General features: G+C 69.9%; 12 protein-coding genes. 5 read left to right on the top strand and 7 right to left on the bottom strand.

Going from position 1 to position 15,982, the window contains the following annotated elements:
* Positions 1-67: 67 nt before the first annotated feature.
* On the top strand, positions 68-538 hold the full coding sequence (locus FGL91_RS10520; RefSeq protein ID WP_047523192.1) for a PaaI family thioesterase: 471 nt from the start codon (positions 68-70) through the stop codon (positions 536-538).
* A gap of 43 nt (positions 539-581) precedes the next feature.
* Complete coding sequence (locus FGL91_RS10515; RefSeq protein ID WP_153243795.1) at positions 582-1,817, top strand: APC family permease; 1,236 nt, start codon at positions 582-584, stop codon at positions 1,815-1,817.
* A 2-nt stretch (positions 1,818-1,819) separates the two neighbouring features.
* Here FGL91_RS10515 and FGL91_RS10510 read toward each other — a convergent pair whose 3' ends face one another.
* On the bottom strand, positions 1,820-2,614 hold the full coding sequence (locus FGL91_RS10510; RefSeq protein ID WP_153243794.1) for an AraC family transcriptional regulator: 795 nt from the start codon (positions 2,612-2,614) through the stop codon (positions 1,820-1,822).
* 87 nt (positions 2,615-2,701) lie between these two features.
* Here FGL91_RS10510 and FGL91_RS10505 point away from each other — a divergent pair, with 87 nt between their 5' ends.
* A complete protein-coding gene (locus FGL91_RS10505; RefSeq protein ID WP_153243793.1) occupies positions 2,702-3,241 on the top strand; it encodes a VOC family protein in 540 nt (179 codons plus the stop codon).
* On the opposite strand, the gene FGL91_RS10500 is transcribed toward FGL91_RS10505, so the two are convergent.
* The 4 genes from FGL91_RS10500 to nhaA all read right to left on the bottom strand — a co-directional run bounded on the left by FGL91_RS10500 (position 3,213) and on the right by nhaA (position 7,288).
* Positions 3,213-4,016, bottom strand: a complete 804-nt coding sequence (locus FGL91_RS10500) for an SGNH/GDSL hydrolase family protein (protein ID WP_153243792.1) — start codon at positions 4,014-4,016, stop codon at positions 3,213-3,215. The genes FGL91_RS10505 and FGL91_RS10500 overlap by 29 nt on opposite strands.
* A 72-nt stretch (positions 4,017-4,088) precedes the next feature.
* Positions 4,089-5,339: a histidine--tRNA ligase gene (gene hisS / locus FGL91_RS10495; RefSeq protein ID WP_227992060.1), complete on the bottom strand. Its 1,251-nt coding sequence runs from the start codon at positions 5,337-5,339 to the stop codon at positions 4,089-4,091.
* 73 nt (positions 5,340-5,412) lie between these two features.
* A complete protein-coding gene (locus tag FGL91_RS10490; protein WP_153243791.1) occupies positions 5,413-6,081 on the bottom strand; it encodes a MazG family protein in 669 nt (222 codons plus the stop codon).
* A gap of 37 nt (positions 6,082-6,118) precedes the next feature.
* Positions 6,119-7,288, bottom strand: a complete 1,170-nt coding sequence (gene nhaA / locus FGL91_RS10485) for a Na+/H+ antiporter NhaA (protein ID WP_047523187.1) — start codon at positions 7,286-7,288, stop codon at positions 6,119-6,121.
* Positions 7,289-7,419: 131 nt separating this feature from the next.
* Between nhaA and FGL91_RS10480 the strand changes: the two genes are divergently transcribed.
* Both FGL91_RS10480 and gdhA read left to right on the top strand, forming a co-directional pair.
* Positions 7,420-10,113 carry a phosphoenolpyruvate carboxylase gene (locus tag FGL91_RS10480; RefSeq protein WP_153243790.1) on the top strand — a complete coding sequence of 898 codons (2,694 nt, stop codon included), beginning with the start codon at positions 7,420-7,422 and terminating at the stop codon, positions 10,111-10,113.
* A 132-nt stretch (positions 10,114-10,245) separates the two neighbouring features.
* The gene (gene gdhA / locus FGL91_RS10475; protein WP_153243789.1) at positions 10,246-11,616 is read left to right on the top strand and encodes an NADP-specific glutamate dehydrogenase; all 1,371 of its coding nucleotides are present in this window, start codon (positions 10,246-10,248) and stop codon (positions 11,614-11,616) included.
* Positions 11,617-11,716: 100 nt separating this feature from the next.
* On the opposite strand, the gene FGL91_RS10470 is transcribed toward gdhA, so the two are convergent.
* Both FGL91_RS10470 and mfd read right to left on the bottom strand, forming a co-directional pair.
* Complete coding sequence (locus tag FGL91_RS10470; RefSeq protein WP_153243788.1) at positions 11,717-12,343, bottom strand: gamma carbonic anhydrase family protein; 627 nt, start codon at positions 12,341-12,343, stop codon at positions 11,717-11,719.
* Between the two features lie 35 nt (positions 12,344-12,378).
* Positions 12,379-15,954, bottom strand: a complete 3,576-nt coding sequence (gene mfd / locus FGL91_RS10465; RefSeq protein WP_153243787.1) for a transcription-repair coupling factor — start codon at positions 15,952-15,954, stop codon at positions 12,379-12,381.
* Between the last annotated feature and the right edge of the window lie 28 nt (positions 15,955-15,982).

The following is a 15,982-nucleotide window of genomic DNA, read 5'->3' as shown; positions in this document are numbered from 1 at the left end:
CTAGAATAACTGTCACAATCCTCCACACGTCTTTGTCGCTCTCGGAGCGGTACTCCACACTGACCTCATGCGCATCACTCCCCGCCGTCTCGCGATCGGTATGAGCCTGTGGATCCCCAATCTCTTCAGCGGAATCCGCATCCGCCGCTTCAGTGAGGACTGGACGCACGCCACCGTGGAACTGCACGTCAACGTCTTCACCCGCAACTACGTCAAGACCGCGTTCGGCGGCTCGATGTCGGCGATGACCGACCCGTACTTCTTCATGCTGGTGATGCACCAGCTCGGACGCGACCATGTCGTGTGGGACACGCGCGGCGAGATCGAGTTCCTCAAGCCGGGACGAGGCGTGCTCACGGCCGAGTTCGAGGTGTCGAAGGAGAAGGCCGAGGAGATCCGCGAGCGTGCGCGGGGCGGAGCCAAGGTGCTCGAGTGGTTCGAGACGGTCATCACCGACCGCGAGGGCGACGTCGTCGCGAAGGTGCGCCGCGAGGTCTACATCCGCGAGAAGAAGCGGGTCACCGCCGCACGGAGCTGACCGCCGTCACCCGCCGTTCACCGTCGCATGCCACGATGACGGGATGCCCCTCGCTCGTCGCCTGACGCTCACGGACGCCGTCGCCATCGGCCTGGGTTCCATGATCGGTGCCGGCGTGTTCGCGGTGTGGGCACCGGCGATCGGCGTCGCGGGAAGCGGAGTCTTCGTCGCACTCGCCATCGCCGCCGTCGTCGCGTACTGCAATGCCACATCATCGGCGCAGCTCGCCGCTGCCCATCCTGTCGCCGGCGGGACCTACGCCTATGCACGCGCGGAGATCGGCCCCTGGTGGGGCTTCGTCGCCGGCTGGAGCTTCGTGATCGGCAAGATCGCCAGCTGCGCCGCCATGGCGATGACGTTCGCCGCCTATGCCGCCCCCGAAGGATGGACCGTTCCGGTGGCGGTCGCCGCGGTCGTCGCGCTCGCGATGGTGAACTGCCTCGGCGTCACGCGCACCGCGATGCTCACGCGCGTGCTGGTCGTCTGCTCGCTCCTCGGGATCGCGGTCGCGGTCGGGTTCGGGTTCGGGTTCGGCGCCGGCGCGATCACCAGCGCGGCTCCGCTGCCCGACGCCACGGCGTACGGCGTGTTGCAGGGGGCTGGCCTGCTGTTCTTCGCCTTCGCCGGTTACGCCCGCATCGCGACGATGGGCGAAGAGGTGGTCGACCCCGCGCGCACCATCCCCCGTGCCATCGTGGTCGCGCTGGGCGGCGCCGTCGTCGTCTACCTGCTCGTGGCGGTCGCGGTGGTCCTCGTGCTCGGCGCCGACGCGGCAGAGTCGACCGCTCCCCTCGTCGACGTGCTCGCGGCGGCCGGATGGCCCGCGCTCACGCCGATCGTGCGCGTAGCCGCCGCGGCCGCCTCACTCGGAGCCCTCCTCGCACTGCTGACCGGCATCGGACGCACCACGCTGGCCATGGCCCGGGAGAGCGACGTGCCGAGGTTCCTGGCGAAGATCGATGAGCGCCATCAGGTGCCGCAGCGCGCAGAGATCGTGATCGCGATCGCCGTGATCGCGATCGTCCTCGTCGCTGATCTCCGCGACGCCATCGGGTTCTCGTCGTTCGGAGTGCTCCTGTACTACCTCATCGCGAATGCGGCCGCCTTCCGACAGGCCGGAAGCGCTCGCCGCTACCCCCGCGCGCTGCAGGTGCTCGGAGCACTCGGCTGCCTCCTGCTGGTGAACACGCTTCCCGTGCTCGCCTCGCTCATCGGAGCAGCAGTGGTCCTCCTCGGCGTCGCCTATCGGCTGGTGCGTCTGCGCGTCTCCCGATCCTGATCTCAGAGGCTCGACTCGGCGCGGTACACCCGCGGCGCGATGCCCAGGACCGACTGGAAGTCGCGGGTGAGATGGGCATGGTCGGAGTACCCGAGGTCGGCCGCGATCGAGGCGAGGTCGACGCCCGGCTGATCCCGGACGCGCTGCGCCGCCTCCTGCAGACGCCGTCGCCGGATCATCGCGGCCGGCGAGATGCCCACATGACGATGCGTCATCCGCTGCAGGGTCCGCACGGAGACCCCCAGGCGCGTCGCCGCCTCCTCCGGCGTGAGCACCGCCGCGTCGTCCATCAGCACGTCCGTCAACGCGTTCGCCTGCCGATCGGGCTCGCTCACCGCCCCGACCCGATCCGCGAGCCACCGTGCGAAGACCTCCACCGCTCGTTCCCGGCGCCCGTCGCCCGAGTCCATCGCGGCCACCACGTCGTAGCGGAGCGCGGCCACCGCGGTCTCGGGTGCGGTCAGTGCGCGCTCGCCGTCGATCAACGCAGCCGGGTCGTCGATCAGCGCGGCCACCGCGGCGGGGCGCAGCAGGGCACCGACCGCCCAGCCTCGCCCTCGCAGGTCGCGGTGGGAGACGCGGGTCGTGACACCGGACAGCGTCACGGCATCGGCATCCACGACGAGGTTGAGCGCGGGGTAGGCCACCATCTCTTGCCGCGATGAGCGCCCGGCGGCGATGTCCCACTCCGGGATCCAGAACCACACGACCAGCTCCGCGACCTCCGCCGGCGCGGGCAGCCGATGGAATTCCGGGAGCCGCGCCGGATAGAGCACGCCACGAGTCGGATTCACCATGGGGCCAGGGTAGGCGCTGCCACCGACGTGCAGAGGTTGTCGCGGATCTTCAAGCCGTGGTCCGCCCGCGCGACGTACCGTGGCGACATGAGCGACGACACCTCCACGACAGCCACCCCGACCACCGGTGCCACCGGCACCCACACCACCAACGGCCGCCCGCACGGGACCACCTCCCTCACCCCGTTCCTGGCGATCCGAGGCGCGAAGCAGGCGATCGACTTCTATCGCGACGTGTTCGGCGCGCGGGTCGTCGACGTCACCGAGTTCGGCGGCGTCGTCGTGCACGCCGACCTCGACTTCGGGCTGGGCCGTCTCCAGCTGGGCGAACCGAATCCGGAGTACCACCTCGTCCGCGCACCCGAGGGCGATGACGACTGCTACTCGATGGGTCTCTACGTCTCCGACGTCGACACCGTCGTCGAGAAGGCCGTGGTCGCCGGAGCCACCGTGCGCGAAGCACCGGCCCTCTTCGTCTCCGGCGATCGGTTCGCCAGCATCCGCGATCCGTTCGGCGTGCGCTGGTCCGTCATGACGCGCGTCGAGGACATCTCCGAGGAAGAGAGCAGCCGACGGGTCGCGGAATGGGCGGCATCGTTCAGCGAGGCTCCCGCCGACGCGAGCTGAGCGACCGCTCCGCCGCCCGGCACACGGCGGGTGTCAGGGCCTCGGCCGTACGGCGGTAACCCAGGGCACTCGGGTGGAACCGGTCCAGGCTGAACATCGTCTCCGGCTCGTCGAAGAACATCGGCCCCACCGCGCGACGCAGATCGACCGCCTCCGCGCCTGCCTGTCGCGCCGTCTCGTCCTGGATCTCGGCGAGGCGGCGCGACAGGCTCGACGCGATCCGACGGAGGGGCTGCGGCACCGGGCGCAACGCCCCGAGGTCGGGGCACGTGCCCACGACGACCTCGACCCCGAGCGCGCTCAGCCTGCGGATCGTCTCCTGCAGGTGCTGCGCCGACAGCGCCACGGGCAGCCGATGCGTCACATCGTTGCCACCCACCACGATCACCGCGACGTGCGGACGGTACCCGGCGGGGAGGGCATCGAGCTGAGCAGGCAGGTCGGGTGACTCCGAGCCGACGACCGCCGCCGTACGCAGCCGCACCGGACGGTGCATCCGGCGTCCGATCGCCTTCGCCAGACGCCCGCCGAGCGTCTCCTTGCGACGCTCGGCCCCGAGACCGGCGGCGATGGAGTCGCCGAGCATCAGCAGATCGAGCGGTTCCCCGTCGAGCGCGCCACGCCAGACGCGATCCGCATCGAGCGACTCCTCCCCCAGCGGCTTGCCGATGCGCTTCCGTGCGAGCGCAGCCTGCTGCACGAGCACCAGACGGACGGACGCCGCCACCGTCACGGCGATCAGCGCCGCGAGCATCACGAGACGGAACCGGCTCATGACCCGATTCGACCCGATCACCGTGAACACGGCGTGAACGGCCCGACGCCGCTCTCGTGCCCCGGGCAGGCATCAGGAGAGCGGCTTGACCTCCAGGTCGCCCGCGCCTGCCGTGACCATCGCGAAAGCCGTGTAGCCGTCGGCCGCCGACCGCTCGAGCAGCGCCTTGACGTTCTTCGTCCGTCGCTCCAGCCGTACGCGGGTGCCCTCGGCGATCAGCGCGGCCTTCTGCCGGACCAGCTCCTGCACCGGGACGTCCGCATCGTGGATCAGGACCACGGCCTGCGCCACGGTGTCTTTCTCCTCGGCGATCAGGTCGACGAGACGCTCGAACCCGAGCGAGAACCCGACCGCCGGAACCTGCTGGCCGAGGAACCGCCCGATCATGCCGTCGTAGCGCCCGCCGCCGCCGAGCGAGTATCCGACCGAGGGGTGCGCGAGCTCGAAGATCGTGCCCGTGTAGTAGCCCATGCCACGCACGAGGAACGGGTCGAACACGAGCGGGATGTCGGACTGCCCACGCCCGGCTGCGACCGCCTCGCCGATGCCGACCAGGTGCTCGACGAGCTCGACGGGTGCGCCCTCGGGCAGCGCCTTGCGGATCTGCCGCTCCCCGAACGGGTGGTACTCCATCGTCTGCGGGCGCTGCAGGAAAGCATCGAAGGCGTCGGCGGCGGCCGCGGAAGCGCTGCGCTCGCGCAGCTCCGCGGCGACGCCCTCCGGTCCGATCTTGTCGAGCTTGTCGATCGTGATGAGCACCCCGGGGCGCTCCTCGGCCGTGAAGCCGAAGCTGTCCAGCATCCAGTCCAGCACCCGGCGGTCGTTGATCCGCACGGTCGCGCCGTCGAGTCCGAGCGCGTCGACGGCGTCGAGGGAGGCGACCATCAGCTCCGCCTCGGCCCGTGAGGAGTCATCGCCCATGATGTCGATGTCGCACTGGACGAACTGCCGATAACGCCCCTTCTGCGGCCGCTCGGCGCGCCACACCGGGCCGATCTGGATAGACCGGAAGACGGTGGGGAGCTGGCCGCGGTTGCTCGCATAGAAGCGCGCGAGCGGCACGGTCAGGTCGTAGCGGAGACCGAGGTCCGAGAGTGCGGCGGGGTCGTCGGCCGCGGCCCGGATCGCGTCGGCATCGAGGCCGCGACGGAGGATGTTGTACGAGAGCTTCTCGTTGTCGCCGCCGATCCCGGCATGGAGGCGATCGTAGTCCTCGACGACGGGCGTCTCGATCTCGTCGAAGCCGTGCGCGAGGTAGCGCTCGCGGATGACGGAGAGGACCCGCTCACGGCGGGCCTTGTCGGCGGGGAGGATGTCGCGCATACCGCGCGGCGGGTTCACAGTAGCCACGGGTCCATCTTCCCAGGTCGGCCCGACGGTCCGTGCGCCCGGACGGTCAGGAGGCCGCTTCGGCCGCTCTCACGTCGTCCTCGAGCACGCGCAGGCGCTCGCGGAGTGCGCGCTCCGCATCCCACCCTGCGACGCGGGCCGTCGCCACCAGCGCGAGCAATGCGTCACCGAGCTCGGCTTCCGATGCCGGAACGCCAGCCTTGTCGCCAGGTTCGACCGCCACCTCCACCTGAGCGGCGCGGCCGACCAGTTTCTGGGCGAGGGCGAGTGCCGGCATCCCCCGCGGCACGCCGTCGAGCACGCTGCGGCGGGTGCGCTTCTCCGCGGCCTTCGCCGCGTTCCAGTGCACGAGCACCTGCTCCGGGGTCTCGGCGACCTCACCGGCGAAGACATGCGGATGCCGGCGCACCATCTTCTCGGTGAGCGTCCGTGCCACGTCGTCGATGTCGAACGGATCCTCGGGGTCCTGCGCGGCGATCGCCGCGTGGAACAGCACCTGCCAGAGCAGATCGCCCAGCTCCTCGCGCAGATCGTCCCGGGTGCCGGTCTCGACCGCGTCGATCACCTCGTGCGATTCCTCGATCAGATACGGCACCAGGTCCTGGTGCGTGATGCGCTGCGACCAGACGCAGCGCGCGCGCACCTCCCGCATGGTCTCGGCAGCGGCGCGGAGCGGGTCGTCCACCCCGGCACCGGGCTCAGGATGAGAGCTCATGCGTCCTCCTTCGAACAGAGCGGAACCGGCTCCGCGCTCAGGACGAGGCGGATGCGGTGCGACGGTACCAGCGCGCACGCAATGACACGATGAGCGCAGAAAGCAGAAGGGCGATCAACGACCCGACGAGCACGCCGAGGATCGCCTGGTCCCGGATACCGCGATCATCGGCGAAGGCGAGATTCGCCAACAGCAGCGACACCGTGAACCCGATCCCGCCGAGCGCCCCGGCCGCGAGGATGTCGGCGAACGGCAGCGCCGGATCCGAGCCCTTCGGACGGATGTGCATCGCAAGCCAGCCGAACAGCGAGATCCCGATGATCTTGCCGACCGGCAACGCGACCACGATCCCCCAGAAGGCCGGAGAGAGCTGCGTGGGCGAGAGGGCGGGGATCACCACGAACGCCGCGACGAAGGCGAAGATCGGGAGGATCACCCCGTTCACGGACGGCTCGAGCGCGTGACGCGTGCGGGCGGCCGGAACCGGAGCCATGACGAGCCCCAGCAGCACACCGGCGATCGTGGCGTGGATGCCCGACGAAGCCACGAGGCCCCACGTCACGACACCGACCACGACCATCGCGACGGCGATCAGCGGGTGCCCCTTCGCATGCAGGAAGCGGCTGAGGGCCCAGAACACGGCGACCCCCACGACCGCGAGGCCGAGCAGCAGCCACTGCACGTCGCCGGCGAAGAGGACCGCGATGAAGATGATGCCGATGATGTCATCGAGGATCGCGAGGGCGAGCAGGAAGACGCGCACACGAGACGGCAGCCCCTTCCCGAACATCGCCAGCACACCGAGGGCGAAAGCGATGTCGGTCGCGGTCGGAATGGGCCACCCCGAAGACGTCGAGCTGTCTCCCCCGGCGATCAGCAGGTACACCGCGATCGGGACCAGCACACCGCCGGTCGCCGCGATCGCGGGCTGCACGGCCTTGCGCAGCGAATCGAGCTCGCCGTGGGTGAGTTCGTGGCGCAGCTCGATGGCGACCACGAGGAAGAAGACCGCGAGGAGTCCGTCCGACACCCAGTGCTCGATCGACAGGTCGAGGTCCGTCCCCGGCACCGCGATGTGGAAGTCGAGGAAGGCGGCCAACGGATCGTGCGTGGGCAGGTTCGCGAGCAACAAGCCGAGACCGGCCGCGAGGAGGAGGAGGACGGCGGGGAACTGCTGCCCGCGGAGGGGGTTCGCTGAGATGCGCATCCGTCCCATCGTATGGTCCCGGCTCACCCCGCGGCCCCGTGCCTTCCGCGATCCGCGCTCCGCGGTCAGGCGTCCGTCCGGCGTCCGTCATGCGTGCAGAACACCCTCGGCGTGCGGGATACTCTCGAAGTGTGACCCCCGCACACTCCTTCTCCGAACCCACGAACACCGAGGCGATCCGCGTGATCGGCCGTTTCGAAGCCGGCCGCGGCATCCCCGATGCCATGCGCACCGACGTCAGGATGCTCGGGCAGCTGCTCGGGCAGGTACTGCGCGAAGCCGGCGGCGACGGACTCTTCGAAGACGTCGAACGCCTCCGGCTCGCCACGATCCAGGCCTACGACCAGGAGACCCCCGACGCATTCGAACGCGCCGCGGCGATCGCCGAGTCGTTCACGGTCGCCCGCGCCGACGAGGTCGCGCGCGCGTTCACCTGCTACTTCCACCTGGTGAACCTCGCCGAGGAGCACCAACGCGTGCGCGTGCTGCGCGAGCGCGCAGGGCAGCCGGGACGCGAGGATGCCGCCGACACCGTCGCGACCGCATACGCGCGACTGCGGACCGAGGTCGGCGACGACGAGGCGCGCCGCCGCCTCGAAGGCCTCCGCTTCCACCCGGTCTTCACCGCGCATCCGACCGAGGCCCGCCGCCGCGCGGTCTCGTCGAGCATCCGTCGCCTGTCCGAACTCCTCACGCAGCACGACGCAGCGAGCGAGGGCGGCTCGGAGGAGCACCGTGCTCGCCGACGCATGCTGGAGGAGATCGACACGCTCTGGCGCACGGCTCCCCTGCGGTCGCAGAAGCCGTCCCCGACCGACGAGGTCCGCACCGTGATGGGCGTGTTCGACGAGACGCTGTTCACGACCGTGCCGCACGTCTATCGCCGCATCGATGACGCCCTCCGCGGCGAGGAATCCGGCGCCAGCGCCCCGGTCGTGCCCGCGTTCGTGCGGATCGGCTCGTGGGTGGGCGGCGATCGGGACGGCAACCCGTTCGTCACCGCCTCCGTGACCCGCGAAGCCTCGCAGATCGCCGCCGACCATGTGCTGCGCGGCCTCGAGCGCGCGCTCGAGCGGATCGGTCGTGCACTCACGCTCTCGGCGGACGACACCCCGCCGAGCGCCGACGTCACGGCACTCTGGGACCGCTTCGCGGCCGGAGACCCCGAGCTGGCCGCGGAACTCGCGACCCGCTCGCCGGACGAGCCCCACCGTCGCGTGCTGCTGGTGATGGCGCGCCGCATCGCCGCCACCCGTCAGGGCGACGGCGCACGGGCCTACGCCCGCCCCGAAGAGCTTCTCGCCGATCTGCGGGCCGTGCAGTCGTCGCTCGCGGATGCCGGCGCGAAGCGTCACGCATTCGGCGGCGTGCAGCACCTGATCTGGCAGGTCGAGACCTACGGCTTCCACCTGACCGAGCTCGAGGTGCGTCAGCACTCGCAGGTGCACGCGAAGGCGCTGGCCGAGCTGGACGCCGGCGAGGCTCTCAGCGCCCAGACCGAGGAGGTGCTGGAGGTCTTCCGCGCGATCGCGGACATCCAGCGCGATCGCGGTGTGCGGGCCGCGGGGCGCTACGTCGTCTCGTTCACCCAGGCCGCCTCTGATCTCGCCAACGTGCATCGCCTCGCGCGGTACGCCCTGGGCGACGACGCCCCGGTGCTCGACGTGGTCCCGCTGTTCGAGACGTTCGCCGACTTGCAGGCCGCGCCGGGCATCCTCGCCGAAGCCGTGACGTTCCCGGAGTTCCGCGAACGCATGGCGGCCACGGGCAACCGCCTCGAAGTCATGCTCGGCTACTCGGACTCGTCCAAGGACGTCGGTCCGGTCGCCGCGAACCTGGCCCTGTACGAGGCGCAGGAGAAGATCGCCCGCTGGGCGCAGGAGTCCGGCATCGTCCTGACGCTCTTCCACGGTCGCGGCGGCGCCCTCGGGCGCGGTGGAGGGCCTGCGAACTCCGCCATCCTCGCGCAGCCGCCGCACTCGGTGGACGGTCGGTTCAAGCTCACCGAGCAGGGCGAGGTCATCTTCGCGCGCTACGGCGAGCCCGCCATCGCGATGCGGCACATCGACCAGGTCGCCGCCGCGACGTTGCTGGCGTCCTCCCCCACGGAGGAAGCGCGCACCAGCCGCGCCGCCGAGCGCTACGCCGAGATCGCCTCGATCATGGACACCGCTTCACGGGAGCGCTTCTTCTCACTCGTGAAGGCGGAGGGCTTCGCCCCGTGGTTCGCCACCGTGACGCCGCTCGAGGAGATCGGCCTGCTCGCACTCGGGTCCCGCCCCGCACGCCGAGGACTCTCGGTCGAGTCGCTGGAAGATCTGCGGGCGATCCCGTGGGTGTTCGCGTGGACGCAGGCGCGCATCAACCTCGCGGGCTGGTTCGGGCTCGGCACCGCACTGGACGCCGTCGGCGATGAGGAGCTCCTTGCCGAGGCGTACCGCGAGTGGCCGCTGCTGCACACGATGATCGACAACGTGGCGATGAGCCTGGCCAAGACGGATGAGCGCATCGCCCGGGAGTATCTCGCCCTCGGCGACCGCGACGACCTCGCTCAGCTCGTCCTCGATGAGCTGGCGACCACGCGGCGCTGGGTGATCCGGCTCACCGGCGGCGACAGCCTCCTGGAGAACAAGCCGGTCCTGCAACGCGCCGTGCAGCTGCGCAGCCCCTACGTGGATGCGCTCTCGCTCCTGCAGTTGCGTGCACTGCGCGCGCTGCGCTCCGCGGACGAGGAGCCGACGGGCTCGGGAGCCGACGCCGAACAGCAGCGGCTGCTCCTGCTCTCGGTGAGTGGAGTCGCCGCGGGCCTGCAGAACACCGGGTGACCGGCGCCCCGCCTGCCGCGTGCGTCGCCCACGATGGACCGCCGCTAGAGTGAAATCTCGCGCCGGATCCGGCGAAGCCTCACGCGACACGATCGCCTGCACCACCATCCCCCACCAGAAAGCCCCTTCCGCGTGACCGCTACGACTCCCGTCGACTTCCACCCGCTCGCCCCCGCCGTGCAGCCCGTCTTCGACACGGTGCTCGCCCGCAGCCCGCATGAGCCGGAGTTCCAGCAGGCCGTCCACGAAGTGCTGCACTCGATCGCGCCGGTCCTGGAGCAGCACCCGGAATACGTCGAGGGCGGCATCCTGGAACGGCTCGTCGAGCCCGAGCGTCAGATCCTGTTCCGCGTGCCGTGGGTCGACGACTCCGGAAAGCTGCAGGTCAACCGGGGCTACCGCGTGCAGTTCTCCTCGGTGCTCGGCCCGTACAAGGGTGGGCTCCGGTTCCACCCCTCGGTCGATCTGTCGATCATCAAGTTCCTCGGATTCGAGCAGATCTTCAAGAACGCGCTCACCGGTCAGGGCATCGGCGGCGGCAAGGGCGGATCCGACTTCGACCCGCACGGCAAGTCCGACGCCGAGGTCATGCGCTTCTGCCAGTCGTTCATGAACGAGCTCTACCGTCACCTCGGAGAGCACACCGACGTCCCCGCCGGCGACATCGGGGTGGGCGGCCGCGAGATCGGCTACCTGTTCGGCCAGTACCGCAAGATCACCAACCGCCACGAGTCGGGCATGTTCACCGGCAAGGGCACCGGATGGGGCGGCGCGGAGGTGCGCACAGAGGCGACCGGATACGGCGCGGTGTTCTTCGCCCAGGAGATGCTCGCTGTGCACAACGACTCCCTCGCCGGCAAGCGCGTGGGCATCTCGGGCTCCGGCAACGTCGCGATCTACGCGATCCAGAAGGCCACGCAGCTCGGCGCGACCCCGGTGACCGCCTCTGACTCCTCCGGCTACGTCGTCGACGACGCCGGCATCGACGTCGACCTGCTCCGTCAGCTCAAGGAGGTCGAGCGCGCCCGCATCGTCGAGTACGCCAACCGTCGCCCGAGCGCACGCTTCATCGAGGGCGGCAGCGTCTGGGAGGTCCCGGTCGACATCGCGGTGCCCTCGGCCACGCAGAACGAGGTCAGCCTGTCCGACGCCGAAGCGCTGATCGCCAACGGCGTGTGCGTGGTGTCGGAAGGCGCGAACATGCCGTGTGTGCCGGATGCCGTCGACGCGTTCCAGAAGGCGGGCGTGCTGTTCGCCCCCGGAAAGGCCGCCAACGCGGGCGGTGTCGCGACCTCGGCCCTCGAGATGAGCCAGAACGCGTCGCGCCAGCGCTGGAGCTTCGGGGACAGCGAGAACAAGCTGCGAGAGATCATGGCGGACATCCACGATGCCGCGTTCGACGCCGCGGAGCGTCACGGTGTCGCAGGTGACTACGTGGCCGGTGCCAACATCGCGGGCTTCGAGCGCGTCGCCGCCGCGATGCTCGCCCAGGGCGTCATCTGATCCCTCGCACCCTCCGTTCCGGTCGCGATATGTCACCGTTTCGGCTGATTTCGGCTGACATATCGCGACGGGAAGGGCTCGTGAGGGACCGCGCCGGCGGTCAGGAGCGGTGGGGGCGGCGGTGTGCGTCGTCGAGATGCACGTCCTGCGCATGCCGTGCGAGGGAGCTGCCGTAGCGCTCGGTGAGCTGCACCATCAGGTCGGGGGTGTCCCGGTCGACGCCGAAGACGTGCCCGGGGAAGTCGAGGTCGGGCTGGGCGGCCGCGATGTCGTCCTCACGGTCCGGTGAGAAGAGCTGCACCGGATGACCGACCGCCACCCAGCCGATCGGGACCACCGTGCCTTCGGGCAGGACGGCGCGACGGAGGACGATCGCGTTGACGCGTACCTCGCAGCGCGCCCCCACCAGGGAACCGTTGAACAGACGCGACCCCGAGGCGAGGAACGTCTCCTCACCCACGGTCGCGCCCGCGATGCTCGACAGTGTGCCGATCAGGGTGTGCGCGCCGATGTGCACCGCGTTCGCGGCGGTCGCCCGGATGAGCGCGTTCTCCATCACGATCACGTGCTCGCCGAGGGTGATCGCTCCTCCTTCGGCCGTGATCACGGCGCCGTGCAGCACCTGGCAGCCCGGCCCGATCTCCACGTCGCCCGAGACGACGGCGGTGGGGGCGATGACGGCGGTGTCATGGATGCGGGGCCGAGCCCCGAGGTGCTCGTACAACATGCGGCCAGACTAGTACCGCCGCCGGTCGCCGCGCGCTACTCGGCCGCGACCGGCTCGGGGAAGATCGCGGTGAACAGCTGTCCGACCCACTCGAGCAGCTGTGCATCGGGCAGCGGCTCGAGACCGACGCCGACCGCTGCGGGAACCATGGGCATCGGCACGACCAGCGCCTCTCCCCCGGCCACGAGCTTCGCCTTCGGATACAGTCGCTGCAACCGCACCTTGATCGAGTCTTCGAGGCGTGCGGGCGCGATGCGCAGGTTCGACCCCATCACGACCACATCCGTGAGCCCGGCGCGGGCGGCACGGCGCCGCAGACGCGAGACCGCGACCAGGCCCTCCACCTCTTCCGGCGGTGTGCCGTAGCGGTCGACGAGCTCCTCGATCACGAGGTCGATGGCCTCGTCCTTCGCCGTCGCCGCCGAGGCCGCCGAGAGCTTCTGATAGGCCTCGAGTCGCAGACGCTCGCTGTCGATGTAGTACTCGGGGATGCGCGCATCGAGCGGCAATTCCAGTCGCAGCTCCTGTCCGGTCTCGACCTCGTCGCCGCGGAAGGTCGCCACGGCCTCGCCGATCATGCGCAGGTACAGGTCGAATCCGACGCCGGCAATGTGTCCGGCCTGCTCGGCACCGAGGAGGTTGCCCGCCCCCCGCAGTTCGAGGTCTTTCAGCGCGACCTGCATGCCGGAGCCGAGGTCGTTGTTGACCGCGATCGTCTGCAGACGGTCTGCCGCGGTCTCGGAGAGCGGCTTGGTCTCGTCGTAGAGGAAGTACGCGTACGCGCGCTCGCGCCCTCGTCCGACACGACCTCGAAGCTGGTGCAGCTGGCTGAGCCCGTACTTGTCGGCGCGGTCGATGATGATCGTGTTCGCGTTGGCGATGTCGAGGCCGGTCTCGATGATGGTCGTCGAGACGAGGACGTCGAACTTGCGCTCCCAGAAGTCGTCGACGACCTGTTCGAGCTGGTGCTCGCCCATCTGTCCGTGGGCGACGGCGATGCGGGCCTCCGGCACGAGTTCGGCGAGCTCGCTCGCCACGCGCTGGATGGACTGCACGCGGTTGTGCACGAAGAAGATCTGCCCCTCGCGCAGGATCTCACGTCGGATCGCGGCGGCCATCTGCTTGTCGCTGCGGGGACCGACGAACGAGAGGATCGGATGACGGTCCTCGGGCGGAGTCGCCAGCGTCGACATCTCCCGGATGCCCGTGACCGCCATCTCGAGCGTGCGCGGGATGGGGGTGGCACTCATGGCGAGGATGTCGACGTTGGTCTTCATCTTCTTGAGCGAGTCCTTGTGCTCGACCCCGAACCGCTGCTCCTCATCGATGATCATGAGGCCGAGATCCTTGAACATCACCTGATCGGTGAGGATGCGGTGGGTGCCGATCACCATGTCGACCGAGCCCTCCAACAGCCCCTGGAGGGTGAGCCGGGCTTCCTTGTCGGTCTGGAAGCGCGACAGCGGCCGCACCTTGACCGGGAACCCGGCGAAGCGCTCGGTGAAGGTCTCGAGGTGCTGCTTCACGAGAAGCGTGGTGGGCACGAGCATCGCGACCTGTTTGCCGTCCTGGATCGCCTTGAACGCGGCACGGACGGCGACCTCGGTCTTGCCGAAGCCGACATCCCCCGAGAGCAGTCGGTCCATCGGGATCGGCCGCTCCATGTCGGCCTTGATCTCGTCGATGGTCTGTAGCTGGTCCTGCGTCTCGGCGAACGGGAACGCCTCCTCCAGCTCCCGCTGCCACGGCGTGTCCGGACCGAAGGCGTGTCCCTTGGCGCTCATGCGCGCGGAGTAGAGCTTCACGAGCTCGACGGCGATGTCGCGGACCGCCTTGCGCGCCTTGCCCTTGGCCTGCGACCAGTCGCTTCCGCCCATCTTCGAGAGCGTGGGCGCTTCGCCGCCGACGTACTTCGAGAGCAGGTCGAGCTGGTCGGTCGGCACGAAGAGCTTGTCGCCCGGGTAGCCGCGTTTGGACGGTGCGTACTCGAGCACGAGGTAGTCGCGGACCGACTTGGCGGCATTGCGCCCCCCGGTCGACACCTCCCGCTGCGTCATCTCGACGAACCGGCCGATGCCGTGCGTGGCGTGCACGACGAAGTCGCCCTGCTTGAGCTGGAGCGGATCGACGACGTTCTTGCGGCGGGAGGCGAGCTTCTTGACGACGCGCTGGTCGCCGCCGATCGTGCGGCCGTAGAACTCGTTGTCGGTGAGGACCGCGAGCTTCGCCTCCTCGATCTGGAAGCCCGCTTCGACCGAACCGGTGACGAGCGTCGCGACACCGGGCTCCGGCGCCTCGTCGAGCGTCTCGAGCACGCGAGCGGCCAGGCCCCGGTCTGCGAGGACGTCGCGTGCACGATCGACCAGTCCGTGACCGGCGGCGATCACGACCACGCGCCATCCGTCGGTCACCTTCGCCTCGACGAAGGAGATGGCCCCGTCGACGTTGCCGTGGAAGGAGGGGATGACGGCGGCGCCGAGGTTGGTCGCCTCCACCTCGCCCTCGCCGAGGCCGGCGCCGAACGGGCTGAGCCGCCACCACACGCCGCCGCGGTCGCGTACGACCTCCCGGAGCTCGGCGATCGTCAGGAAATCCCCGGCCCCCAGATCGATGGGCGCGGAAGCGCCGGAGGTGGCCGCGCTCCAGGCGGCGTCGAGGAACTCGCGGTTCGTGTCGCCCAGGGTGATGGCACGTGCGCTCGCGCGCTCGGGATCGATGACCGCCGTCGCACTGCCGGCCGGCAGGTACTCGGCCAACGACTTCAAGGGTCCGGCGACGGCGGGGAGCAGCGACTCCATCCCCTCGACCGGGATCCCCTCGGCCATCTTCTCGAGCATGCCGGAGATCGCGGGGAAACCGCCGATCAGCGCGCGGGCGCGTTCGCGGACGTCGGCCGTGAGCAGCAGTTCACGGGTCGGAGGAAGGTCGACGCTCGGGACATCGCCCGGAAGCGAACGCTGGTCGGCCACCGAGAAGGCCCGGATCTGATCGATCTCGTCGCCGAAGAACTCCACGCGGTAGGGATGCTCGGACGTGGGCGGGAACACGTCGAGGATGCCCCCGCGCACCGCGAACTCCCCGCGCCGCGACACCATGTCGACGCGCGAGTACGCCCGCTCGACGAGCTGCTCCACCACGCGGTCGAGTTCGTGACCCCGACTGCCGACCAGGAGCTCGAGCGGCGCGATCTCGCCGAGGTTCCCTGCGATCGGCTGCAGCGCGGCGCGGACGGACGCGACCACGATCAACGGGTGGTCGCCCGACCACTCCGCGATCCGACGCAGCGTCTGCAGCCGCTGACCCACGGTGTCGGGGCTCGGGCTGAGGCGCTCGTGCGGGAGCGTCTCCCACGCGGGGAACGTGAGGATGTCGGCATCGGGCATGTAGGCGTGCATCGCCAGCGCCAGACTCTCCGCCCGCCGACCGGTGGGCACGACCGCGAGAAGAGCGGCCGGATGTCCCGCCGCGGTCCGTCGAGCCAGCAAGCCGGCCAGAGTCGGCGCGTCGAGCCCGTCGACCAGGCCGAGGTCGGCGTCGGTGCGCGCCCAGCTGAGGGCGTCGCGGTACAGAGACGCCTCTTCCAAGGCGCGCAGAATCCCCGGAACAGTCACCGGACAAGACTAGTCGCGCCCACGGACA

Source organism: Microbacterium sp. CBA3102 (assembly GCF_007954505.1).
In the GTDB taxonomy this organism is placed as follows: Bacteria; Actinomycetota; Actinomycetes; order Actinomycetales; family Microbacteriaceae; genus Microbacterium; species Microbacterium aurugineum.
The sequence above is the reverse complement of the archived record's forward strand: the minus strand, read 5'-3'. Positions and strand labels throughout refer to the sequence as shown.